The 24,573-nt window shown below is 33.3% G+C and carries 22 protein-coding genes; 11 read left to right on the top strand and 11 right to left on the bottom strand.

The window, feature by feature from the left end:
• The first annotated feature begins 21 nt into the window (after positions 1-21).
• From JHL15_RS03660 to JHL15_RS03635, 6 genes are all read left to right on the top strand, one after another.
• Complete coding sequence (locus tag JHL15_RS03660; RefSeq protein ID WP_200242926.1) at positions 22-984, top strand: cell division protein FtsQ/DivIB; 963 nt, start codon at positions 22-24, stop codon at positions 982-984.
• A 22-nt stretch (positions 985-1,006) separates the two neighbouring features.
• Entirely contained in the window at positions 1,007-2,389 is a 1,383-nt protein-coding gene (ftsA, locus tag JHL15_RS03655) for a cell division protein FtsA (protein WP_200242924.1), read from the top strand.
• 79 nt (positions 2,390-2,468) lie between these two features.
• Positions 2,469-4,385, top strand: coding sequence for a cell division protein FtsZ (ftsZ, locus tag JHL15_RS03650; RefSeq protein ID WP_200242923.1), 1,917 nt, complete (start codon positions 2,469-2,471; stop codon positions 4,383-4,385).
• A gap of 95 nt (positions 4,386-4,480) precedes the next feature.
• Positions 4,481-4,927: a GatB/YqeY domain-containing protein gene (locus JHL15_RS03645; protein ID WP_200242912.1), complete on the top strand. Its 447-nt coding sequence runs from the start codon at positions 4,481-4,483 to the stop codon at positions 4,925-4,927.
• Between the two features lie 451 nt (positions 4,928-5,378).
• A complete protein-coding gene (locus tag JHL15_RS03640) occupies positions 5,379-5,789 on the top strand; it encodes a BrxA/BrxB family bacilliredoxin (RefSeq protein ID WP_200242909.1) in 411 nt (136 codons plus the stop codon).
• Between the two features lie 106 nt (positions 5,790-5,895).
• A complete protein-coding gene (locus tag JHL15_RS03635) occupies positions 5,896-7,413 on the top strand; it encodes a GH3 auxin-responsive promoter family protein (RefSeq protein ID WP_200242906.1) in 1,518 nt (505 codons plus the stop codon).
• Between the two features lie 39 nt (positions 7,414-7,452).
• Here the strand turns inward: JHL15_RS03635 and JHL15_RS03630 are convergent, their stop codons facing one another.
• The 9 genes from JHL15_RS03630 to JHL15_RS03590 all read right to left on the bottom strand — a co-directional run bounded on the left by JHL15_RS03630 (position 7,453) and on the right by JHL15_RS03590 (position 15,674).
• Positions 7,453-7,833 carry a hypothetical protein gene (locus JHL15_RS03630; RefSeq protein ID WP_200242903.1) on the bottom strand — a complete coding sequence of 127 codons (381 nt, stop codon included), beginning with the start codon at positions 7,831-7,833 and terminating at the stop codon, positions 7,453-7,455.
• 57 nt (positions 7,834-7,890) lie between these two features.
• Positions 7,891-8,238 carry a hypothetical protein gene (locus JHL15_RS03625; protein ID WP_200242901.1) on the bottom strand — a complete coding sequence of 116 codons (348 nt, stop codon included), beginning with the start codon at positions 8,236-8,238 and terminating at the stop codon, positions 7,891-7,893.
• A gap of 4 nt (positions 8,239-8,242) precedes the next feature.
• Entirely contained in the window at positions 8,243-9,208 is a 966-nt protein-coding gene (locus JHL15_RS03620; protein WP_200242899.1) for an endonuclease/exonuclease/phosphatase family protein, read from the bottom strand.
• Positions 9,209-9,281: 73 nt separating this feature from the next.
• On the bottom strand, positions 9,282-10,277 hold the full coding sequence (locus JHL15_RS03615) for an endonuclease/exonuclease/phosphatase family protein (RefSeq protein ID WP_200242896.1): 996 nt from the start codon (positions 10,275-10,277) through the stop codon (positions 9,282-9,284).
• Positions 10,278-10,286: 9 nt separating this feature from the next.
• Positions 10,287-11,024, bottom strand: coding sequence for a rhomboid family intramembrane serine protease (locus tag JHL15_RS03610; protein ID WP_200242887.1), 738 nt, complete (start codon positions 11,022-11,024; stop codon positions 10,287-10,289).
• A 2-nt stretch (positions 11,025-11,026) separates the two neighbouring features.
• A complete protein-coding gene (gene mutL / locus JHL15_RS03605) occupies positions 11,027-12,808 on the bottom strand; it encodes a DNA mismatch repair endonuclease MutL (protein WP_200242885.1) in 1,782 nt (593 codons plus the stop codon).
• A 243-nt stretch (positions 12,809-13,051) separates the two neighbouring features.
• Positions 13,052-13,879 carry a YoaK family protein gene (locus JHL15_RS03600; RefSeq protein ID WP_200242883.1) on the bottom strand — a complete coding sequence of 276 codons (828 nt, stop codon included), beginning with the start codon at positions 13,877-13,879 and terminating at the stop codon, positions 13,052-13,054.
• A gap of 32 nt (positions 13,880-13,911) precedes the next feature.
• The gene (locus tag JHL15_RS03595) at positions 13,912-14,406 is read right to left on the bottom strand and encodes a hypothetical protein (protein WP_200242882.1); all 495 of its coding nucleotides are present in this window, start codon (positions 14,404-14,406) and stop codon (positions 13,912-13,914) included.
• A gap of 389 nt (positions 14,407-14,795) precedes the next feature.
• Entirely contained in the window at positions 14,796-15,674 is an 879-nt protein-coding gene (locus JHL15_RS03590; protein ID WP_200242881.1) for a GLPGLI family protein, read from the bottom strand.
• Between the two features lie 213 nt (positions 15,675-15,887).
• Here JHL15_RS03590 and JHL15_RS03585 point away from each other — a divergent pair, with 213 nt between their 5' ends.
• From JHL15_RS03585 to gwsS, 3 genes are all read left to right on the top strand, one after another.
• Complete coding sequence (locus JHL15_RS03585) at positions 15,888-16,124, top strand: hypothetical protein (RefSeq protein ID WP_200242880.1); 237 nt, start codon at positions 15,888-15,890, stop codon at positions 16,122-16,124.
• Positions 16,125-16,233: 109 nt separating this feature from the next.
• Entirely contained in the window at positions 16,234-17,169 is a 936-nt protein-coding gene (locus tag JHL15_RS03580; protein ID WP_200242879.1) for an ATP-grasp domain-containing protein, read from the top strand.
• A gap of 156 nt (positions 17,170-17,325) precedes the next feature.
• On the top strand, positions 17,326-18,399 hold the full coding sequence (gene gwsS, locus JHL15_RS03575; protein WP_200242878.1) for a grasp-with-spasm system SPASM domain peptide maturase: 1,074 nt from the start codon (positions 17,326-17,328) through the stop codon (positions 18,397-18,399).
• 128 nt (positions 18,400-18,527) lie between these two features.
• Here the strand turns inward: gwsS and JHL15_RS03570 are convergent, their stop codons facing one another.
• Together JHL15_RS03570 and JHL15_RS03565 are read right to left on the bottom strand one after the other, a co-directional pair.
• Positions 18,528-19,937 (bottom strand): sensor histidine kinase, encoded by a 1,410-nt coding sequence (locus JHL15_RS03570; protein ID WP_200242877.1) that lies wholly within the window; start codon positions 19,935-19,937, stop codon positions 18,528-18,530.
• A 5-nt stretch (positions 19,938-19,942) separates the two neighbouring features.
• The gene (locus JHL15_RS03565) at positions 19,943-20,653 is read right to left on the bottom strand and encodes a response regulator transcription factor (RefSeq protein ID WP_200242875.1); all 711 of its coding nucleotides are present in this window, start codon (positions 20,651-20,653) and stop codon (positions 19,943-19,945) included.
• Between the two features lie 169 nt (positions 20,654-20,822).
• On the opposite strand from JHL15_RS03565, the gene JHL15_RS03560 reads away from it, so the two are divergent.
• Together JHL15_RS03560 and JHL15_RS03555 are read left to right on the top strand one after the other, a co-directional pair.
• Positions 20,823-21,395, top strand: a complete 573-nt coding sequence (locus JHL15_RS03560; RefSeq protein WP_200242873.1) for a helix-turn-helix domain-containing protein — start codon at positions 20,823-20,825, stop codon at positions 21,393-21,395.
• 344 nt (positions 21,396-21,739) lie between these two features.
• Positions 21,740-24,565: a TonB-dependent receptor gene (locus tag JHL15_RS03555; RefSeq protein WP_200242871.1), complete on the top strand. Its 2,826-nt coding sequence runs from the start codon at positions 21,740-21,742 to the stop codon at positions 24,563-24,565.
• Positions 24,566-24,573 lie beyond the last annotated feature (8 nt).

Here is a 24,573-nt window from a genome sequence, read left to right as displayed (position 1 = left end):
AATACATGAATACAATAAAATATGAAAAATAAATACAGAATATTAAAAATTGCTATCACAGTAATCCTCCTTGGGGTTCTGCTGAGTTTCTCTTTGAAGAAATTCAGTGGCCAGAAGATTACGGATAATAAGATTTCTGTAAAATTAAGTGAAAAGACTCCTGTTTATTTTGTTGATGAAAAAGATATCAGAGAGATCGTAAAAAAAGAAAATCCTTCCGGAAAAGTGGGTGATCTGAATATTCCAGCTTTAGAAAAAAAGATCAATGCTCTTCCTGCAGTAGATAGTGCTAATGTTTATTTAAACTTAAATGGAAAACTTAATCTGGACATCAAACAAAGAGTTCCGGTTTTCAGATTAAATAAAGATGGAAGAGATTTTTATGTAGATGAGAAAGGGGTTGAATTTCCCATTTCAAAAACATATTCACACCCTTGTATGCTTGTTACAGGAAATGTGAAACCGGATGAATATGAAAAACTGGCAGAGCTGGTTGGGAAAATTGACAAAGATGATTTCAGCAAGAAATACTTCATCGGGATTTCAAAAGATAAAGATGATTATAACCTTCTGACAAGTGAGGGAAATTATAAAGTAGAAATTGGAGATTTAGATAATATCGAATTTAAGGTTAAAGGCTTTAAAGCATTTGTTGAAAAATATCTTGTGTATCAGGATCCTCAGAAATACAATATGATCTCTGTGAAATATCAGAATCAGATTGTGACCACTTTAAATCCTTATTTTAAAGAGAATGATAGTATTTTAAATGCCGGACGTAAGGAATTAGCAAAAGCTCCGACAATGGTAGTTGCAAAGAGAACAGAAACCAAAGTAAAACCAACGGAGATAAAAAAACAAAGCAATTCTTCTAAACCGAAGGAAAGCACAAAACCAAAAACGAAAACCAAGCCAAAGGAAACAAAAAAGACATCTGAGAAAAAGGCAACAACAAAGCCTAAAGGAAAAGTTAAAATAGAATAAAAAATCAAATCGATATAAACAAATGGAAAATCAAGAGTATTCAGTAGGTCTGGACATCGGGACAACAAAGATAGTCGCGATTGTCGGAAGGAGGAATGCACACGGGAAAATAGAAGTTCTCGGTGTAGGAAAGGCCAAAAGTCTTGGGGTTCATAAAGGTATTGTGAATAATATTTCACAAACCATTAATTCAATCAAGGCGGCCGTGTCCGAAGCACAATCAAGTGCGGGAGTTCCTATCCGCAAAGTCACGGTTGGTATTGCAGGAAAACATATCCGTTCACTGCAACACTCCGATTATATTATGCGTGAGCATCCGGACAAGTTTATTACAGATGACGACATCGAAGCATTGAAAGACCAGGTCAAGAAGCTGGTTATGCTTCCTGGTGAAGAAATTATTCATGTCCTTCCTCAGGAATATAAAGTGGACTCCGAAGGTGAAATACAGGAACCTGTCGGTATGCACGGAAAACGTTTAGAGGCTAATTTCCATGTGGTGGTTGGCCAAATGGGCAGTATCAGAAACATTGCAAGGTGCGTAAGAGAGGCAGGATTAGAGATGGAGGCACTTACATTGGAACCTTTGGCATCTTCTGAAGCTGTTCTTACAAAAGAAGAAAAAGAAGCAGGTGTCGCTATTGTAGATATAGGTGGTGGTACTACGGATATCGCTATTTTTAAAGATAATATCATCCGACATACATGTGTTATCCCTTATGGTGGAGGAATCATTACAGAAGATATCAAAGAAGGTTGTTCAATTATCGAGAAACATGCAGAGCAATTGAAAGTAAAATTCGGTTCTGCAGTTCCGGAACTGGAAAAAGACAGCACATTTGTTACAATTCCAGGACTTCATGGCAGACCAGATAAAGAAATTTCACTTAAAACTTTAGCACAGATCATCAATGCGAGAGTAGAAGAAATTCTGGAAATGGTCAATACTGAACTTAAAGCATATGGTGCTTTTGAGCAAAAGAAAAAGCTGATTGCAGGAATTGTTCTTACAGGAGGTGGTTCTAATCTTAAACATTTACGTCAGTTGGCAAATTACACTACAGGTTTTGACAGCAGAATCGGTTTTGCCAATGAATATATTGCCAATGACAAGAACCAATACCTAAAAGGCCCTGAATTTGCAACATCTATCGGGTTGCTAATGGAAAGTTTGAAGATCAGAGATAAAAAGCAGGTGATCATCGAGGAGGAAGAACTCGTTCAGGAAAAACAACCAGAAGCTACAACAAGTTCTGTTGAAACCAATACAGTGAACCAACAGATCACTCCGGTTCAGGAACAGGAAGTTGTAAGAGAACAGCAAGAGCACAAAAAGGCGGCAAGATTAACTTTTGGTCAGTCGCTAATGGAAAAAGTAAAAAAATTCTTTGAAGAAGTAGAATAAATTATAAAATGATGAATGATAAGCGATATATGATTATTCCTTATCACTTATCATGAGTCAATTTTAAAAAATATAAGTTATGGAAAATATAGGTACACAAGGGTTTTCATTTGATTTGCCAAAAGGAAATTCATCAATCATCAAAGTAATTGGTGTTGGTGGCGGTGGAAACAACGCCCTTAAACACATGTACGAGAAAGGGATTCACGGTGTTGATTTCGTGATCTGTAATACGGATGCTCAGACTTTAGATAATAACCCCGTCTCTAATAAAGTTCAGTTAGGTACTACCATTACTGAAGGACTTGGAGCTGGTGCAGATCCTGAAGTAGGAGAAAAATCAGCTATTGAAAGTATCGAAGAAATCAAGGCTGCGATGGGACAAAATACCAAAATGGTATTCATTACCGCAGGGATGGGTGGTGGAACCGGAACAGGTGCAGCTCCCGTTATTGCTAAAGTAGCTAAAGACCTAGGAATTTTGACGGTAGGTATTGTTACGGTTCCATTTAGCTTCGAAGGTAAAAGAAGATTGGAGCAAGCTGAAAATGGTCTTGATAAATTAAGAAACAATGTTGACTCTCTAATTGTCATCAATAACGATAAACTAAGACAGCAGTTTGGTAACCTTGGTTTCAAACAAGGTTTCTCAAAGGCCGATGAAGTGTTGACCAATGCTGCAAAAGGTATGGCAGAGGTTATTACCGGTTATTTCGATGTGAATATTGACTTTAGAGATGCTAAATCTGTACTTCAGAACTCCGGTACTGCTCTTATGTCAACCGGTACAGCTTCCGGAGAAAACAAAGCGGAAGAAGCCGTAAGAAAAGCGCTTGACTCTCCGTTATTGAACGACAATAAAATTACAGGAGCTAAAAATGTATTGTTATTGATCAGAAGTGGTGCTGAAGAAGTTACTATGGATGAGATCGGTATCATCATGGATCATATTCAAAAAGAAGCAGGACATACCGCTGATATCATTTTTGGAGTTGGAGCTGATGAGGAATTGGGTGATGCAGTAAGTGTTCTTGTTATTGCTACAGGTTTTTCAAATGACGATAAAAAATTTGCTGGCCCTACTGAAAAGATCAGAATCGGCTTAAATGATAAATTAGATTCTTTCAAAACCTCTCCATTTAAAACCAGAGAAGAAAGAGAAGTTGCTCCAGAGCAAGGCTATACTTTTGGTGGAAAAAACCTTTTCAAGCTAGATGATGAAGACCAGGATGCTCCTCAATTCAATACATCTACTGAAAAAAAAATGATTATTGAGCAAGAAGAGGTTAAAACAGAAATAAAATTCTCTCATAGAGAGGAAGATACGATAGACAGCCCAATTCAGGATTGGAGAAACGAGGAAGAAGAGCAGGATGCATACAACCTGTTTTCTTTTGACGAAGATCATGACCCGAATGACCTGGAGATCCAATCTTTCTCATTCGAAACAGAAGAAAGAAAAGAAGAATCAACTAAAAATTCTTCCGTTCAGTCTTTTTCAGAAGAGAAACCTGTTGAATTCAGCTTCTTTGTGAATGAACCGATCAATGAGCCTAAAGCAGATTATGGACAGCCTAAAGCAGAGTTCAACCCTTCTGCAACTGCCGTTAGTCAAATAACAGAAGAACCTGCTCAGAAAATTGAAAGTTTCTTTACACCTACAAAAGAAGTTCCAGCAACTGAAAATAAACCAATTGTTGAGAATAAAACGGAAATTGAAACTCCAAAGCCAGCAGAAAGTGAGTTCACCTTTGTGAACAAAACAATGGATCAGGAAAGAGTAGTAGAAAGAAGAAATAAATTAAAAGAATTCAACTCCCGTTATCAAAGTTTTGATAATGTAAATGAATTCGAATCTATTCCTGCCTTTAAAAGAAAGAATATTTCAATTGACGGAACCAATGCCTCAGATCAGAATATAAATACCTATTTATCTGACAATAATGGTTCTATGCAAGTGAGAGAAAACAGATTTTTAAATAAGGACGTAGACTAAATAATATAACAATGTAGAAATGTACCAATGTAACAATCTTCCTTTAAACAATTATTGGTAAACCGTTACATTGATACATTGTTAAATTAAAAAAAATGAGCTTAGAAAATATAATTACAGAAGCTATAAAAACGGCAATGAGAGCAAAAGACAAAGTTGCTTTGGATTCCCTTCGTGCTGTAAAATCCCAAATTCAGCTTTTAAAAACAGAAGCTAAAGGAGCAGAAGTTTCGGCAGAACAGGAAATTGCCATTCTGCAAAGAATGATTAAACAGCGTAAGGATTCTTACGAACAGTTTACTGCTCAGGGAAGAACAGATTTAGCTGAAGTAGAAGATTCTCAGATGAAAGTAATTGAGAAATTTTTACCTCAACAGCTTACTTCTGAAGAGCTGGAAACAGAAATTAAAAATATTATCTCACAAACCGGAGCTGAATCTATAAAAGATTTAGGAAAGGTAATGGGATTAGCTTCAAAAGCACTAGCTGGAAAATCAGACGGAAAAAGTATTTCCGAAATGGCTAAGAAGCTGCTTTCATAAAAAGATACGCGATGCGTGTTTCGTGGTTTAAGATGTACATATACAATTAAACTTTAAGCCCGTGATCAAGATCTTGAAAGCTTTTAAAAAGGATATTCAACCTTTGCATATCGATTTGATTAACGAAGCCCGAAATTAATTTCGGGCTTCGCTTTATGCATAAGATGCTTGAGTGTCTGTAAATGACAGACTTAACTAAATGCATCTTTTAAGTCGAGGGAATGACGTAAAAAATGCTTTTTCATGGTTGGTTGTTTTTAGAATCATTTCAAATTTAATAAAAAATATTCATTATACATGTGTTTTATTCATATTTTTTCTAATATTACTAAAGCATTAACACTGTGTAACATTTCTGTTTCATCCACATTTCCTAATGCATCAATAGTTTTTATAAGTTGATGAAACCTAAATAATTTTTTACCTTTGTAAGGATTTAAAAAAACAAAAAATGTATCCATCAGATTTAGTAATGCCTATGAAGGCTGAACTTACAGATAAAGGCTTCGAAGACTTGACAACAACATCTCAGGTAGAAGAAGCATTAAAACAATCAGGAACAACCTTATTAGTAATCAACTCAGTATGTGGATGTGCTGCAGGAGCTGCAAGACCAGGAGTTGTTTATTCTTTAACAGGAGATAAGAAACCTGATCACTTAACAACAGTTTTTGCTGGTTTTGATACTGAAGCAGTTTCAGAAGCTAGAAAACATTTAGCACCATTCCCTCCAAGCTCACCATGTGTAGCTCTTTTCAAAGACGGAGAATTGGTTCATATGTTAGAAAGACATCACATTGAAGGAAATCCTGCAGGAGCAATTGCTGCAAACCTTCAGGCTGCTTACGACGAATATTGCTAGAAAAACAATATATTCAGATAATCAACCGTTACAATATTTGTAACGGTTTTTTATTTTAAGCCATAAAAAATTCTCTAAAAATTCAAATATCATTATATTTGTTGGAATGGCAACGAAAGCACTTTTCAATACTGTGGTGAATTGGTTTATCCGTCAAAGGATAGATCAGATCCAGAACTTCATGAACCATCCTATTGAGACACAGAAAGGTATATTATTCTCTCAGTTGTTTCATGCAGAAGATACGGAGTATGGTAAAAAGTATGGCTTCAATTCAATTTCGAGTTATCAGGATTTCAAGAATAAAGTTCCCGTTGTTACTTACGAAGATTTTGAACCTTATATTGAAAGAGCAAGACAGGGCTATAAAGATGTAAGCTGGCCTGGTTATATTAAGCATTTCGCTAAATCCTCAGGAACAACAAATGCGAAAAGCAAGTTTATCCCTATCTCCGCTGAAAGCCTCGAGTATTGCCATATGAAAGCGGGAAAAGATATGGTATCTATCTATGCGAATAATCATCCTGAAAATCAACTTTTCACCAATAAAAACTTAAGGCTAGGAGGAAGCTCTGAACTTTATGCTGATTTCAATACAAAATTTGGGGACCTTTCAGCGATCCTTATCGATAACCTTCCTTTCTGGGTAGAGATTACAACAACACCCAGCAAAAAGGTATCCCTTATGTCTGAGTGGGAAAGTAAATTGAGAGCCATTATATCTGAAGTTAAGAATGAAGATGTTGGAAGTCTCTTAGGTGTTCCAAGCTGGATGCTGGTTTTACTGCAAAGGGTTTTAAAAGAAACGGATGTCCAAAATATATCTGAGTTATGGCCTAATTTAGAGGTCTTTTTTCATGGCGGAATAAGCTTTAAACCCTATCGGGAACAATACAACCAGATCATCGGGAAAAATATCAATTACTACGAAATTTACAATGCTTCTGAAGGCTTTTTTGGAATCCAGGATAGATCCAATAGTGATGAAATGCTTCTTATGCTGGATTATGGGATTTTCTATGAATTTATTCCCATGGATCAGTTTAACTTTTCCAATCCTCCGGTAATAAGCCTTGAAGATGTAGAAGTTGGGAAAAACTATGCCATGGTTATTACTACCAATGGTGGACTATGGAGATACCTTATTGGTGATACAGTCGTATTTACTTCCGTTAATCCGTTCAGAGTAAAGATTTCAGGAAGAACAAAACACTATATAAATGCTTTCGGAGAGGAATTAATGATCACGAATGTAGAGCTTGCTCTTACAAAAGCCTGTGAACAAACCGGAGCTGCCATTACAGACTTTACAGGAGCCCCTGTTTTCATGAAAGAAAATGAAAGTGGTGCTCATGAGTGGATATTTGAATTCAGTAAAAATCCAGACGATTTAGACTGCTTTGTCAATGCTTTTGATGAAAGTCTCAAGGCTGTAAATTCTGATTACGAAGCCAAAAGATACAACAACATCACACTGAAGAAACCTATCGTCCATATTGCTAAGCCCAATTTATTTTATTGCTGGCTGGAGTCTAAAGGAAAACTTGGTGGACAAAACAAGGTTCCAAGATTAAGTAACGACAGAGAATACATAGATCCATTATTGGAACTCAACAAAAACTAACACATAAAAAAACCGCAGTTGTAAACTGCGGTTCTTATTTTATTTCTTCAAATCTTCTTTTAATTTTTTAGCCCCTTCTTCTACTTTGCCGGCTCCTTTTGCTGCAGCGTCTTTTACATCTTTACCGATTTCTTTGGCTCCAGCCTTGATATCTTTTCCGGCTTCTTTCAGATCTGCTTTCGTCTTATCTGCAGCATTATCTATTTTATCCCCGGCAGCATCAACTTTAGCTTTTACATCTTCTTTTGCCTTATTAATCTTAGAAGAATCTACTATTTCAGAAGGGCTTTGCGTTACAGTAGTACTGGTTGTAGTTACTGATCCATCTGGATTCTCAACCGTCTCTGTTTTTGTTGTTGACTTAGTGCAAGAAATTACTACTCCTGCAACCATAAGTGCTGTTACAATTTGTTTTTTCATATTGAATTTTTTAAGAATGTATCCAAATTTATAAAAAATATCATAACGTTTTTATTTTTAAGGAGAGGTTTTTGGTGCTTCTGTTTTTTCTTTATCCTCCTTTTCTTTTTTCTTTTTTTCCTCTTCCTGCTTTTTCTTATTCTCTTTCTCCAGCTCCTCTTTAATACGTTTTTCTTCCTTCTGAATTTTTATTGCTTCTTTTAAGGAATCCTGGTATTTTTGAGAAGACATCCTGATCTGACGTACGATATCGACAGATGTTGCTCCATTTGAGAAAGAATCAATAGCAATAGTATCATAATGTACTTTCATATCCATATCTTCCTCTGCATGAGCGGGTTCTTTTTTGGAACATGAAGTAAATAGGATAGAAAAAATTGCAGCTACAAAAAATAAATTTTTCATGGAACTAATTTAACAGAAATTCCGCAATTACCGGATAGTGATCAGATAATTTTACAGATTGATCTATTTTATAGCTTATCGGTCTGATATCTTTTGAAGTAAAAATATAATCTAGTCTCAAAGGGACTTTATAATCATGAAAACTAGTAGAAACTCCATTTCCTACGGTTAAAAAAGCATCATCCAGGTTTTTACCTAAATTATAATACTCATAGGAATTAGGTACAGAATTGAAATCTCCTGCCAATATTACAGGATATGGAGAGAAATCGATTGCTTTTCTTATTTTCTTGATTTGCTCTTCGTGCGCTCTGAAAGTAGGAGTCATATGAGACAAAAGAAGATGCAGTTTGTTCGATCCTTTTCCTAAGTCAAACATAGATTTATTCAAACGGAAAGGCTCCAGATATACATTGACAATTCTGATGATCTTTCCATTGATATCAATATCAGCATAAAATGAATTTCCTCTGGATTTATCTTCTATTAATTCTGCCTGTCTGAGAATTTTGTGCTTTGTCTTTAATATGACCACCGGATATTTTATCATATCCTTTCTTATTGCTCTGTTTGTATCCTTTTCCTGAACCAAAATGATATCAGCATTCTGATCCTGGATGTATTTTTTTACTTTATCCCAACCAAACTCACCATACTTAACATTGAATGTCAATATTTTAACATCCCGTATTGATTTGTAATTTTCAGTTTTAGGAGAAAAGTTCACCCATCGTCTAATCGGGTTATAGAAAATAAAAGTACTTAGAATAAAAACAATTGCAATTTTATTTCTTTTTATGATCCATACCAAAGTCAGTAAAATATGCAGTAATATAAAATACGGAAAGCCGAGTGAAAGAAGATTTAAGCCGCTGATAAAGTTCGGTGGAATCCATGCATTCCCTAAGGTGCACAGTAATAATACGATAATTGCAATATGCAAAAACAACAATATCTGGTTCGGCTTCATGAAAAAAACGGTCTAGTCTTTCTTTCATCAAAAATCCTACCAATAGGAAAACATTTAACTTATTTTATGAATATTATTTTTTTAATTTAAAAGTAGCAATGACAGGATAATGATCTGAAATCCTGACAGAACGGTCTACTTCATAGCTTAAGGGCAGTATAGAGTCTGATGTAAAAACATAGTCTATTCTTATTGGGAATTTGTAATCATGGAAACTTGTTGCACTTCCTCTTCCTGATTCTACAAAGGCATCTTTTAGCCCTTTTCCTAAATGATAATACTCGTAAGAATTCGGCACTGAATTGAAATCTCCAACCAGTATAACAGGATAAGGAGAGTCATCTATTCCTTTTCTTATGGATGCTACCTGTTCCTGATGCATTTTAAAAGTAGGGATCAATCTTTTAACAACGTCTTTCACTTTTTGTTCATCTTCATCACTGTTTCCTTTAAGTTTTACCATATTCTTTTCAAACTTGAACGGTTGAAGATAGACATTGATAAAGCGATAAATACTCCCTTTTATTTCAATATCAGTTTGATTGGCGTAAGCATTATTTGTTTCAGAGTTACTCTCGATCAATTCTTTTTGGTCAACAATTTTATATTTTGAAAAAACTGAAATAATATCATCTCCTTTTCCTTCATTGAACCCTTTTAAATGATACCCTTTCATATTACCATGTTCTTGTAACAACACAATATCAGCATCCTGAGTATTTATATATCTTTCAATATTTTCGTATCCTAAAGTTCCGCCCTTAGCATTAAATGAAACAATTTTTAAATCAGAACCCGCTTTTTTATCAGAGGAAAAATTTACCCATCTTTTAATAGGGTTCAAAAAAAGTAGCCCTAGTAAAATAAATGCTACAGCTCTTTTCTTCCATAAGAATATCCAGAAAATTGTTAATACAATATAGGCAATAATTAAAACCGGAAACCCTAAAGAGAGCAGGTTAAACCATGGATATACTTTTGGGGGAACGTATGCATTCATTAATGTTCCTAATAGAAGAAACAGTATTCCCAAATGTGCAATTAAAAATATAAGACGAACTACTTTCACAGGGTTATTTTAACGGAATCTATAAAGATGTTTCTTCCAGATCATTGCCAATAAAAATCCTACAAGAGCACCTCCCACGTGTGCAAAGTGAGCAATTCCACCTACATTTCCTGATACTCCTAAATAAATGGAAATCACAAGAAGTATAGGCAATAAATATTTTACCTTAACAGGAACCGGAATAAACATGATCCCGATTTTTGCATCAGGGTATAGTGTAGCAAAAGCAGCGATAACACCAAAGATAGCACCTGAAGCTCCAACCATAGGAGTTCTAAGTGCATTATAAAGATTTTGCGAAAGTTCTTTTCCTTCAGCTGTTGTTGCACTGATATTCATATCTCCTGTATATCCTATTGCTGACTTCTTATAAATTTCTGCAGCATTTAATCCTAAACTCTCCAAACCAGAAGTAATTTGCTGGATTTCAATAAAATTCCAGAGATTAAATAAGAAAAACGCCCCTAATCCACTTACAAAATAAAGAATCAAATATTTTTTCTCACCCAGCGACTGCTCTAATATAGGTCCAAAACTCCATAATGTTAACATATTAAACAAAATATGCATATAACCTCCATGCATAAACATGTGAGTGATAATCTGCCAGGACCTAAAGTTTGGGGAAAAAGGATAATACGCAGAAAGCGTATTATATAGTTGAGGAAATATAAAAAATGATACAATAAATACAATAACATTTATTATAATTATATTTCTTGTGATCGGTGGTATACTGTTAAACATTTTTAAAATTTGTTTTTAAAGTCATTGAACGGAACTTCATAATAGCATCTTTTCCCGTTCGGTAAAAACTCAGGAAAGCCTAATGCCGTAAAGTCCTTAATTAATTGCTCAGCATCTTTTTTATAAATAAAATCAAACCTCGACTTAGATTGCATCTTGGTCCACTGATTTTGATAATATTGCGTAAACTCTTCTTCTGTTTTATAGTCCAGGATATCAAACAAATCTTCAAGAAACTTCATTACCTGAGTTTCTTTTAATCCTTCAGGAACAGCATCTATTCTTAAAACACTTTCATGAGCAATCTTCATATCGAATCCCAACTCCGGAAGATATTTTTTAATTGATTTATATTTATTTTTCTCAATTTCATTCATGTGATATTCCAAAGAGAAAAGAAGAGCATGACTATTGGTTGCTCCTTTTTTAGTAGGCTTATTATTTTCTGAAACGAAAAGCCTGTGCATTCTTCCCAGATCCAGCATCAATGTCCGATCTCCTTTATTGAAAAGCCAATATCCATTCGGAAGCCTCATCAAATCTTCGTCAAAATCTTCATCTTCAAACAAATTGATTTTTGAAGGTTCCGCAGAGATATTCTGGTGATACATTTCAGCCAAATTTTGAATTTCTGCCTGCTTTACTCCTCTTTCTTCCAAAAATGGATTGTAATCTTTATCAACAACAATTTCCGGCATCTTTATGACTCCTCCACTACTCCCCTTACTGGAAAAAGTTTTCTGCATAAGGTCATCCAACTGGGGATCTCTTTCAAAATCAAGACTTGGTGCAACATTATAAATTCCCAAAGATCTTTTTATTGTAGAGCGGATAAGCGCAAAAATAAGATGCTCATCCTCAAACTTCACTTCTGTCTTTTGTGGATGAATATTAACATCTATTTTTTCAGGATCAAGTTCAAGAAAAAGGAAAAACGTAGGAATATATCCTGGTAGAAGCAATCCTTCAAATGCTTCCTGAACCGCTTTATTAAAATATGGACTCTTAAAGAATCTTCCATTCACAAAAATAAACTGTTCTCCTCTTGTTTTCTTAGCCCCCTCCGGTTTTGCAACAAAACCATGAAGCTTACACCAGATGATATCTTCTTTGATCGGAATAAGCTGTGGTTGCAACTTTCTTCCGAAAATATCTACTATACGCTGCATCTGGCTTCCTTTCCTTAATTTAAAAACAGGTTCATCATCATGAAACAAAGAAAATTCTAAATTTTCATGAGCTAAAGCAACCCGTTGGAATTCATCGATAACATGTCTGAATTCAATATTATTGTTTTTAAGGAATTTCCTTCTTGCAGGCACGTTAAAGAAAAGGTTTTTTACAAGAAAATTAGACCCTTCAGAAGTTTGAACGGGATCCTGAAATTGGAAAACACCCCCTTCAATATAAATATTGGTGCCGATATTGGTTTCTTTTTGTTTCGTTCTTAATTCTACCTGAGAAACAGCGGCTATAGAAGCTAATGCTTCTCCACGAAAACCCTTTGTTGCGATTTTAAAAATATCTTCTGTCCCTCTGATTTTAGAAGTTGCATGTCTTTCAAAAGCCATTCTTGCATCTGTCTCAGACATTCCTTTTCCGTCATCAACAACCTGTATCAGATTCTTCCCGGCATCTCTTACGATCAGTTCAATTTTAGAAGCATCTGCATCGATAGCATTCTCCAATAGTTCTTTCACAATGGACGCAGGTCTCTGCACCACTTCTCCTGCCGCAATTTGGTTGGCTACATGATCCGGTAAAAGCTGAATAATATCTGACATAAAAACGTTAAATCAACTTACAAAAATAGTCAATGAAAATGGGAATAAAAACAATAAATCGTGAATTAAAATTAAATTATCAACATGCAAAAATTCTGCCTTTTATTGTTTATTCAAAATTCTCTTTATTTTCTGACTTTTTTAAAAATACAATCCCCTAATTGTACGACACAAATAGAGGATTGATTCACAGCTTGTTTACACAAAATTAATACTGATAGTTTCTTTATTTATTCTTGTATTTTAATCATCAAATACAAGTGTTCTTTTTTCTTTCGTTTTAGGCTTCCCATGGATCTTATCATACATCTTAGCTAAAAAGCTTGGCTTTTTGTAGATCTTATTATACCTGTATCGGGTATTGAAGTGTCTGATATTGATGGTATAAAAATCATATCCAATTACCACTAAAAGACAGACGCTGATTACATAAAACACTCTGAATTCCAGATAATAATATGTTAGTCCCGAAAATACTGCCCCTAAGACATAGGCTACCATAATACTTGACAGCAATTTCGCTCTTGCGATCAACTCTGGGTTTCTTCTGTATTTCTTATGGGTAAACATAGATACCAAAATCCCCAAGTCGGTAGTTGTACCTGTAAGGTGAGTTGTTTTTACGGAAAAGTTGGAAATACTTGCCGTCAGTCCATTCTGTAGTCCTGTTGCAAACAGCATTAAAGCCACCAGATACTCTGTTTCTTCAACTGTTCTTTTGTAAAAAAACTGTCCGTAAATCCCTACAAATAGTAAACACATGATCTCCAATATAATTGGCATTGCATGGGCAAAATATTTACTTTTTTTATTGAAATTGATGACAAAGAAGTTGGCTACGAAACTTCCAAAGAAGAAAAGAAAAATCCATCCACCTACTACTGCAACCTGAGTCCAGTTTCCTTTACTGATCTCAGCCGCAAAAATAGCATAGTGCCCTGTTACGTTTGAGGTAAAAGAAAGAAATATTAAGAGAGATGCTATATTTATAGTTCCTGCTGTAAAAGCAGTCAGCGTCCCCAGTCTAATATTGTCTCCCAATGTCCTGCTGTTACTATAATTTCTTAACATTTTTTTAATTTTAAAGTTTGTGTGTGTTTTTTTTAGACCTCGACAAAAATCTCAGCAAGTCTTCCTCTTTCAGGAAGTCTTTCAGAAATCTCAAGAGTAATTTCATGAGATTCAAGACTTTTACACTTCCTGATATATGGAATGATGTCGAATTTCCCTTTACCTTTGCTTTTAATAGATGGAGAAAAATAAGCTTCGTCAATATTTTCTACTGTCACATAATTATTAAAAGTTCTTTGAAAACTTCCCGTAAAAACATCGCATGTCATCTTATTGATCAGATGCGGATATTTATTTTTTACAATACTGAACGCATCACAAAATTCGAGAGGTCTTATTTTATTGAATATTGCGCTTTTAGTAGTGAACAAAAGATCTCTTATAGAATCCCCCATATCATATCCTGATACGAATAATATATTGTATTGTGTTTCTTCCTGTTTTCCATCTTTCTCTTTAAGTACTTTTTTTAATATATTTAATGACTCAAGAGAGTAATCTGTAGCAATTAAAATTGTTTTGATCATATCTTATTAGATTTAGTTGATGTGTATCTGATTTTGATATTACAAAACTATAGCGACCAAATTAGAGGATCTTTGGAATGGAATTAAAATGTCATTAAAGAGATTAAAATGAGATTAGAAAATTGTTAAGCGGAGTTAATATTGGGGAAAGGGAGGAATGGCAAATGGGTGAAAAGGCGAAATCGCAGATTCGTAAAATTGCCAAATTGCGGAATCGTTAATTTGTAAAAATGCAAGGCATTTAGATAAAAGATAATGAATTACCACCTAACTGCGAAAATTATAATACTAAATCGAATCCTCAATCGTGGAAAAGCGATTTTACTATTCTGCAATTTCAAAAACAAATCAATTTATAAAAACGAAGGCTACCCGATAAAGATATTGAATTAATATTTATACAAATCAAAATCTAGTCGATTGTTATTCTTTTTTAAAGCTTCTTTAAAACGTTCTTTATTTTTTCTCATCTCTTCATTTGCATCTAATTTGTGTCCAGATGCATCCACAAAATTGAATGTAGAATTCCCTTGAGCATCATGTTCAGAACTTGCTATTTTTTGCCTTGTTATCTTATTGGGATCATTAACATATTCTTTCCAGAGTTTATTAAATTGAATATTATTTACAGAAATTTCATTCTTTATTTTATTAAAAACCATTTCATCTGAAACTTCTTTAACTGTTCTATTAGCAATCAAAGTCATTATATGGCTTTGTTTCTTATCTTCTAGTTTTACAATTAAACCAGGTAAACCATAGAATTTATATGGTCCATCCTGAAAAGGTAAGTCGGTGGAAAACCATGCTGTCCATTCTCTTCCAAGATATTTTGTGGTTGCTTTTTGACTGGAATAATTTCCGATTTTTATTTTTTCCGGATGTATTTTCCAGATAGGTTTTTGATCTTCCTCCACTTTATAAAAGTCAAAACTCAAATTTGTGTGTAAATAAGTTTTATAATCAGGATATTCTTTTGTGACCTTGCTTCTAATTGCCCCTTTATAATTGCCTGGTTTTATAAATGCTATAGGATTTCCTTTATCCCCTTGTTTTACAAATTCTGAATTCAGAATAGAATCTGTTACAAAAACATCATAACTATAATATTTAGAACCTTTCTCTTCAATATCCAATAACATTAATTCCTTTTTCACATCGGCACGATTTGTAGAATCTGTAATATATTGATATTCGTATGTAAAACGCTGTATTTGGGATGAATATAATACAGAAAACAATAAAAATAAACATGCGTAAGTTTTCATAGAAGCCAATGTTTTCACGAAAATAAGAATTTTATAAATCATATTCAACAAAAAAAAATCATTTACAACATTTTACGCTTTTTCATTAATATATAATTATAATACGTTTCAAATTTTACAAAAAATTCATTCAAAATCAAAAATTATTTTTATTTTTGAAACAGCGGAATCCGAAAAGCTAATGAGTAGGAAAAATTAAAAAATTAAAAATTAATGTCAAATTTTGAAAAACTTGAAAATTTTGAACTTGAAAACGAAAAGTTAAAAGTGGTAATTGGAGGCAATGGACCTGTAACCTCAACTGGTGGAGGTTCAGCTGTAGCACAAGGTGTCCCAAGTGCTGGACAATCTACAACTGTAACATGGACTAGTGATACTTGTAATGAGGATGGTTCAACAAGCTATCAAGGAAAAACTACTAGCGTAAGCCCTTCTTTTGATATAAATTAATTTATATTAAGGATTACAAATTTATAAAAACCAAAAGAGAAGTATTATTTACTTCTCTTTTAATTTTTGTTTTATAATAGACATATTGTTGATTCACATTTAAAAATGTATGGTGCTTTTGGTAAGTAAATATAATGATTCAATTACAGATGAAATTTGTTCTTGGTTATTATCAGAAAATAAAAAATTTATCCGCCTAAATGAAAATCAAGTAATCTCTTCAATATATTTTGACTTCAATCAAAATATATTTGAAATTTCTGTCGATAATATTTCGTATAATTTAAATGAAATTAAATCCGTTTTTTATAGAAATGGAAGTATTTCATATGATACAATTCATTTTAACAACAAGGAAGAAATTGATATAGAGATAGGAGAGTTCTATAAAAAGGAGTATAAATCAATTACAAATTTCATATTCTATTATTTGAAAGCAAAAAACATTTCTATGTATGGAAATTTTTTTGTTAAAGAAGTAAATAAATTAGAAGTTCTGCATTTGGCAAGTTTGATTGGTTTTAAAATTCCAGAAACCTACATTTTTTCAGAAGTTTCAAATATTAGACAAACTATATCACAAAAAGAGTATATTACAAAAGCAATATCTGAAATGCAACCTATTATTAATGATAAAGATCTTTATTTAAATTATACCTGTCAAATTTTTCAAGAAAAAATTCCAAACAAAAAAAGTATAGTGCCTACTTTATTGCAGAATATGATTCAATCTGATTTTGAAATCCGGACGTTTTTTTTTGAAAATAAAATCTGGTCAATTGCAACTTTTGACTTTGAAAATAATGTTGATATAAGAAACATCAAAGAAATTGATAAGAAATATATTCCATACGAGCTGCCAAAATCTTTGAAAAATAAGATTTTGAAATTAGCAAAAGTATTAAAATTAAAATGTGGAACGATTGATTTATTAAAGACCAAAAATGAATTTCATTTTTTGGAAGTGAATCCATTGGGCCAATTTCATCAGGTCAGTTATTTTGGCAACTATAACATAGGTAAATACATAGCAAATTTATTATGAAAGAAAAAATACAGTTAAAAGGAACACAATATTCACTACAAGAATGGATAAAATGTAAGAATATAGTTCAAATAAAACCAATTCATAATAAAAATGTAAAAAAAGTTACCACTCATATTTTACGTTCGCCTAAACAGTATTCATTATTTTGAAAATATGTATTTAAAGTTATTTGAATCTGTAAAGATTACTAAAGGTTTCAGTAGGTCAATAATATTTGATACCAATTCCGGGTTTTTAAAATTCATACCAAATATCTTATATGATCTGCTAGTAAATGATAATCAAAATTATCTTCTTTTAAAAAAAAGTTTGGATGATGAATCTAATAAAATATTACAGCAATATATTGATTTTTTAATATCAAATAAACTTGCAATAATTATTTCCTCAAAGAAAGACTTAAATAGATTCAAAAATTCAAATAATAAAATTGACGAACCAAACAGTTTGAATTATTTAATTATTGATCTTGATAATATTAATATTTTGTGTGAAAGAATTATTCCACAAATAATAGAAAGTAAGATTAGGTTTATTCAAATTCGGACAACACCTTTGTTTTCTAATACAGAAATACTAGAACTATTTTCATTACTTAGGTTGTTTAATGAAACATATATTAATGAAATTTCAATTGTCATAAAATATACCCCTGAAATATTCTCTTTTATTATAAATGGCAATATCGATTCAGAAAAATATTTACAATTTATAATGCATTCTTCTGATGAGAATCTAAGAAAAGATTATGGCTCTATTGAGATTATCAAAAACAAAGAAACGATTAAGATACCCATTAGTTGTGGTTCAGTCAAATTAGAAAATATGAATTCGAGTCGTTCATTTTATTATGAATCTATACATTGTAATTCATGTCTTAACAAGAAAATATCTATTGATACAAATGGAAATATCAGAAATTGTCCAAGTATGTCTCAAAATTTTGGCAATATAAAAGATACAACATTAGAAGGGGCATTAGAACATCCTGATTTTAAAAAATATTGGAATCTCACAAAAGATCATATCGAAGTCTGTAGAGATTGTGAGTTCCGTTACATGTGTACAGATTGTAGAGCTTATACAGAACGGACACATACAAATTCGGAAGGTTTGGATACTTCAAAACCGTTGAAATGTGGTTATAACCCTTACACTAGTGAGTGGGAGGAATGGAGTAAAAGTCCTCTGAAAGAAAAAGGTATAAAACATTACGATATGGAATAGGTATTGAAAAAAAATTAGACCATGGATAATACGACGCAACTCTGAAAGTCATAATAGTAGAATAAATCCTCAACCTAAAAAAGCAATTTCGCAATTCAGCGATTTTGCGATTTTACTAAATACCCTCTTTACATTCCCGGATCTTCCGCCTGCATAGTATAGAAATTAGGAAAACGAAGCTGAACAGTTGTCCCCTGATTTTCGTGAGAGCTTACAATCAATTCTCCATGATGCATTCTTACAATATTTCTGGCTAATGGTAAACCTATACCATACCCTTCATAGTTTTTTGTATTAGAAGCCCTAAAGAAAGGATCATAAATTTTATTCATTTCCTCTTCGGGAATTCCGATTCCATTATCTTTTACAATAATGTAAACATCAGTATCTGTTGCTCCTAATGAAACTTTCACCTGTTGGAAATTAGAATATTTACATCCGTTATTAATAATATTGGCTACCGCAAGATGCAGCAATTGCTCATTTCCGCGAACTTTCAGTTTTTTTGGATTTTCAGGCAACATACTGATATCTAAATAAATGTTATTTCGGGTATCAATTCTCCTCAGGGTTTCAATTACATCCCAAAGCAGCTGATCGATCCTTACTTTATCTATTTTCTGAATTTTACCATCAAACCCTGTTTGCGCAATCATCAGTAGTGCTTTAATTTTTTTATCAAGCTTTTCTGCTTCGTCCAGAATAATTTCCAATGTTTCTTTGTATTCTTCAGCAGTTCTGTTGATAGAAAGGGCTACATCAGCTTCCCCCATAATGGATGTGAGCGGGGTTCTTAATTCATGAGAAACATTTCCGATCAGATGATTTTGGGTTTCAAATGAAGTTTCAATACGGTTCAGCATATCATTGAAAGTGTCTGCTAACTCATTAAGCTCTTTATTATCAGGATGGGATTCCAGTCTCAAATGCAGATTTTCAGAACTGATCTCTTTTACTTTTCCTGTGATCTTTAAAATGGGTTTAAATAAAGTTCTCGACAAATAGAAAGAGAAGATCATACTGAAGAACAATGAAAGTACAATACAGGTAACTAATGTTCTTTTCAGAAATCCCAGGTAATAAATGAGATAGTGATTTTTAGCAGAAGCTATTGCTATATAATCTTTATCATGAAACCTGAAAGACTGACCTATATAGTAAAACTCTTTATCATTATAATTGTCCTCGCCTTTTTTCATGATATTTTTGAAAAAGGTATCGGGAATATGAACCTCCTGAGATATTTTCTTGAAATTGGAATCTGTTGGAACCATAAATACATAATCCTTTTCCATTGGCAGCTCTTCATCATTCAGGCTGTTCAGGATATAATTTTCAGGAAGATCCAAATGTTCTTTTCCTTTTTCAATTTGTACAATAGTAGTGGTCCTGATCTTCAGCAATTCATAAAACCTCTGATGCGAAAAGTTGACAATTGAGAAATATACCAGCCCTCCAAACAATAGTATAATGGTTGTAAAAACGACCATTAAAAGCACCATTGTCTTGGTTTGAGTGGTAACAACTTTATTAAACATCTATATTATGGCTTTTTTAAAACATACCCCATTCCTATTACTGTATGTATCAACTTTTGATCATCCTGGCTATCGAGCTTTTTTCTTAGATAGTTAACATATACATCTACCACATTCGTCCCCAATTCATAGTTGACTCCCCAAACAGCATCAAGAATTTCAGCCCGGGAAATTACTTTTTCGGGATTATTAAGAAAATACATAAGTAGTTTATATTCAGTTGAAGTGAGTGTAACTTCTTCTCCCGCACGTGTTACTTTTTTAGTATAGTCATTGACAACAAGGTCAGAAACTTGATAAATATATTCACTATCTTCTTCCGGTTCTGCAGTTTCCTGTGTTGCACTATTGGTAACACTTCTTCTTAGTAAAGATTTTACGCGAGCTACCAGTTCAATAAATTTGAAAGGTTTTACAAGATAATCGTCTCCGCCACTTTCAAGACCCAGAACTATATTTTCTGAAGTCCCCAATGCGGTCAGAAATAAAATCGGAACATGCTGATTGGTCTTTCTAATCTCTTTACAGACATCCAACCCATTCATTTCCGGGAGCATAATATCTAAAATTACCAGATCGAATTCATTGGCTTCTACCAGCTGTACTCCAGTACGCCCGTCAAAAGCGACTGAAATCTCATAGCCTTTTTCCTGAAGCCCTTTTTTAATAAAAGAAACAACACTTGTTTCGTCTTCGATCAGAATAATTTTTTTCATAAGTAACGAATTTCACAAAAATAACAAAAAGAAAGCAAACGCCCCGATCGTATAGATGATATGATTTTAAATGAAATGATTTCAAATTTGGTGAAAACTTTAGAGAATAATACTACATTTGCTGTAATTAGCAAATACTGAAAACAGTTTAGGTTAAATTTTTAATTATATGAATGATTTTTTAATAGGTATCGGGAAGAGATTAAAAGATATTAGAAAGAAAAACAATTTAACCATTAATGAACTGGCTTTTAAAGCGAACGTGAGCAATGGTCTTGTATCAAGAATTGAAAATGGAAGAACTATTCCTTCACTTCCTGTTCTTTTGGATCTTATTCAGTCATTAGAAATTGATGCCAGCTTCTTTTTCGAAGGAGTTGAAAAGAAATCAAATGCTAAATTCATCTATTTACCTAAAGACAGCCAGCAGCTTATCGAAAAAGAAGTAGAAGCTGAGGGCTTTAAATATCTCCATATTTTTAGCAAAAGTCTTCATTCATTAGGTTTTGAAGCGGTGCTATTAACCTTGGAACCTAATTCTAAAAGAGAAAAGGTAATTACAGATGCCTGGGAGTTCAAATACATTCTAAAGGGTGAAGTAAAATATCTTATAGATAATGAAGAAGTAATTTTACACGAAGGAGATTCACTGTATTTCAATGGTAAATTACCGCACGTTCCGGTAAGCATCAGTAATGAAAGCTGCATTATGTTAGTATTATATTTTTATTCTGATAAATAATCACCTTATTCTTCATTTCTTCTTTTGACAAATTTCAGCCTAAATCTATTAAGAAAGTTTACAAATATTCAACTTTTGCTTTTTTGAAATTCATTAAAATGAATCGAAAGTAAACTCATTTTACGTTCTGCATAGTCCAGGTTTTTAAACATTTTTATTGAATAAAAACATCAAACTACCTGTTTTACAGCATTAATTAATCTTTTATCCTGTTTTTTAAGTATGATTTTTCGTAATACATGCTTAACAAATTACGCGTATTTGTTAATCATTACTTAACACCAAATATTTACATATATTAAAATTATTAGCTTGATTTGCATAAAAATTTAATATTTGTAAAAATGAAAACAAAATCGAAGAAATTATTACTCCTTATTTTTCTTTGTTTCATTGGTTGGGTCTCGGCCCAGAAGAGATCTGTTACGGGAATTGTATCAGATGAGAATCAGCCTCTCCCGGGGGCATCTATAAAAATAAAAGGTCTATCTAAAAATATTGTCACAGATCTTGATGGAAAATTTACCATTACTGATCTTCCAACAGGCGAATATAATTTGCAGGTCGGATATATTGGATACGAAAACAATAATATTACTGTACAGGTAAAATCTGAAGAGAACACTGATCTGGGTGTTATTACATTATCCCAAAAACATAAAAATATAGATGAAGTCGTTGTTACTGCTACCTTGAAAAATAGTGAAGCAAGGGCTTTAAGTCTTCAAAAAAATGCAATCAACATTTCCAATGTTATTGCTTCTGATGGAATCGGAAAATTACCGGACAGAAATGCTGCAGAAACTGTTCAACGTGTTCAGGGTGTTTCTATTGAAAGAGATCAGGGTGAAGGAAGATTTGTATCCATCAGGGGGCTACCTCCTTTTTGGGCATCCACAACGATCAATGGAAACAGGCTGCCAACAGCAGAAGAGGAAACCACTTCAAGGGCAACTGCTTTTGACTTTTTTCCAACAGAGCTTATCTCGTATGTTCATGTAAATAAATCTTTCACTCCAGATATGGAAGCCGATGGAATCGGTGGTGGAGTGAATTTTATTACAAAAACACCTCCGATGAAACAGGAATTAAAAATCACAGTTGGAAGTGGTTACAATGCTAAATCCGACAAAGGAGTTTATAACCTTGGGCTATTGTACGGAGGAAGAACAAAAGATAAAAAATTCGGATACCTGCTTAACGTTGCTCATTTTACAAGAAACTGGTCTACAGATAATTTTGAGGCAAGAAGAAGTGGTGATGAAGGGGTTTTCCGATTAGAACTTCGTGATTATAATGGAGTTAGAAAAACAACCGGGATCAATACTGCTTTCGAATACGTGCTGTCTCCAAAAAGTACTTTATATGCAAAAGGAATGTTCGGAACACTATCTGATGATGAAACACATTATAAACACAGAATCAGATTTGATAAATTCAGTTCTGCGAATAATACAGCAAGAGTTGAATTGCAAAACATTCATAACCTTTTAATTACTGAAATGACTTCTGTTTCATTGGGTGGGATCCACCAATTGAACAAAGGAAAAATTGACTGGGATGTATCTTATTATGATAACAGATTCAAATACGGAAACATTCCCGACAAACAGAATAACTCTTATTACGTAATCAAATACACTCAATCTGGTGTTGGTATTAACCCTAATTATATTGCGGATCATGGAAATGGGCCAAGAGCCTACTGGAAAGCTGATGGAGGGAAATTAGATTATAAAGACCCGGATGCCTTATTTGGATTCTATAGTGATCCTAATTTTAAAATGGATGCTTCACAGATGAGATTTACTGATCTTGAATTTTACAAAGTTTTTGTTGATGAGAAAGATAAAATTGTAGCGGCATTCAACCACGAATTGAATATTTCTGATCGATTGACTTTAAAATATGGTTTTAAATACCGAGATAAAGAACGTACTGCAAAGTTTTCAGATATTTTCTACAACTGGAGCAACGGAACAGCACCGCTTTTATCACAATCCGGTCAATACATCACCACTCAACCCAACGGACCTAAATATCTAAGCGAAATGAATGCCCATATCGGGAACACTTTCGGTCCTGTTTTATCAACCACAGGAATGGATCAGTTCTGGTTTCAGAATCAGGGAAATTTAAAGATAAATCCTGCAGATTCCGAAGCTCTGGAATACAATAAAGCTCTGGGAAGAAACTTCGATGTATTTGAAAAACATGCAGATGCTTATGGGATGGGGACTTACAAAATAAATGATAAAATTACAGTATTAGGAGGAATCAGATTATCCAATACCAACACGAAAGTAAAGGGTTACAACGTAATTGATGACAAATTGGTTCCCGTTGAAAACACTAAAAAATATCTTGCTGTTTTACCCATGCTGCATATCAAGTATACATTAAATGATAAAACAAACCTTCGTTTTGCAGCAACAAGAACTTTTTCAAGACCTAATTTCGGAGACCTGACTCCAGGAGGAACTTATATTGAAGCAGATAATGAATTTAAAGGCGGGAATCCAAACCTGAATCCTACCTATTCTATCAATCTTGACTTAATGGGAGAATACTACTTTTCCAATGTAGGTATTTTGAGTGGTGGAGTTTTCTATAAATCAATTACAGATCCCGTTTTTCAGGACTCTTTTATTGGGACTTATAATGGAAATACAGGCGTGCAGTTTACAGCACCCAATAATGGAAAAGCAGCTTCTTTGGGTGGTCTTGAACTTGGTTTGAACAGAAGATTCGATTTTCTTCCAGGTTTTTTACAATATTTTGGAACACAGTTGAATGCAACTTTCATGACTTCAAAAATGGAAAAACCAAGTGGCAGAAAGGTTGCCCTTCCTTACCAGGCTAAGGAATTATATAACGTTCAGCTTTTCTTTGAGAAAAAAGGATTCAATGCAAGGCTAGCTTACAACTATAAAGGAAAATATGCAGTTGAATATGCTGAGGATGACATCAATGATACCTATTACGGGAAATACAGCAGTTTAGATTTTGGAGGGTCTTATCAATTTACCAAATATTTAATGTTGTACGCAGATGTCAATAACATCTTGAACAAACCGCTTATCTATCATTTCGGAAAAAATGAAGATCGTCCGGAACAAGTTGAATACTACGGGGTAAGATTTAATCTGGGTATCAAGCTTAATTTTTAATACGATCA

The organism is Chryseobacterium paridis, assembly GCF_016595215.1.
GTDB classification, from domain to species: domain Bacteria; phylum Bacteroidota; class Bacteroidia; order Flavobacteriales; family Weeksellaceae; genus Chryseobacterium; species Chryseobacterium paridis.
This window is presented reverse-complemented; position numbering and strand designations above follow the sequence as displayed.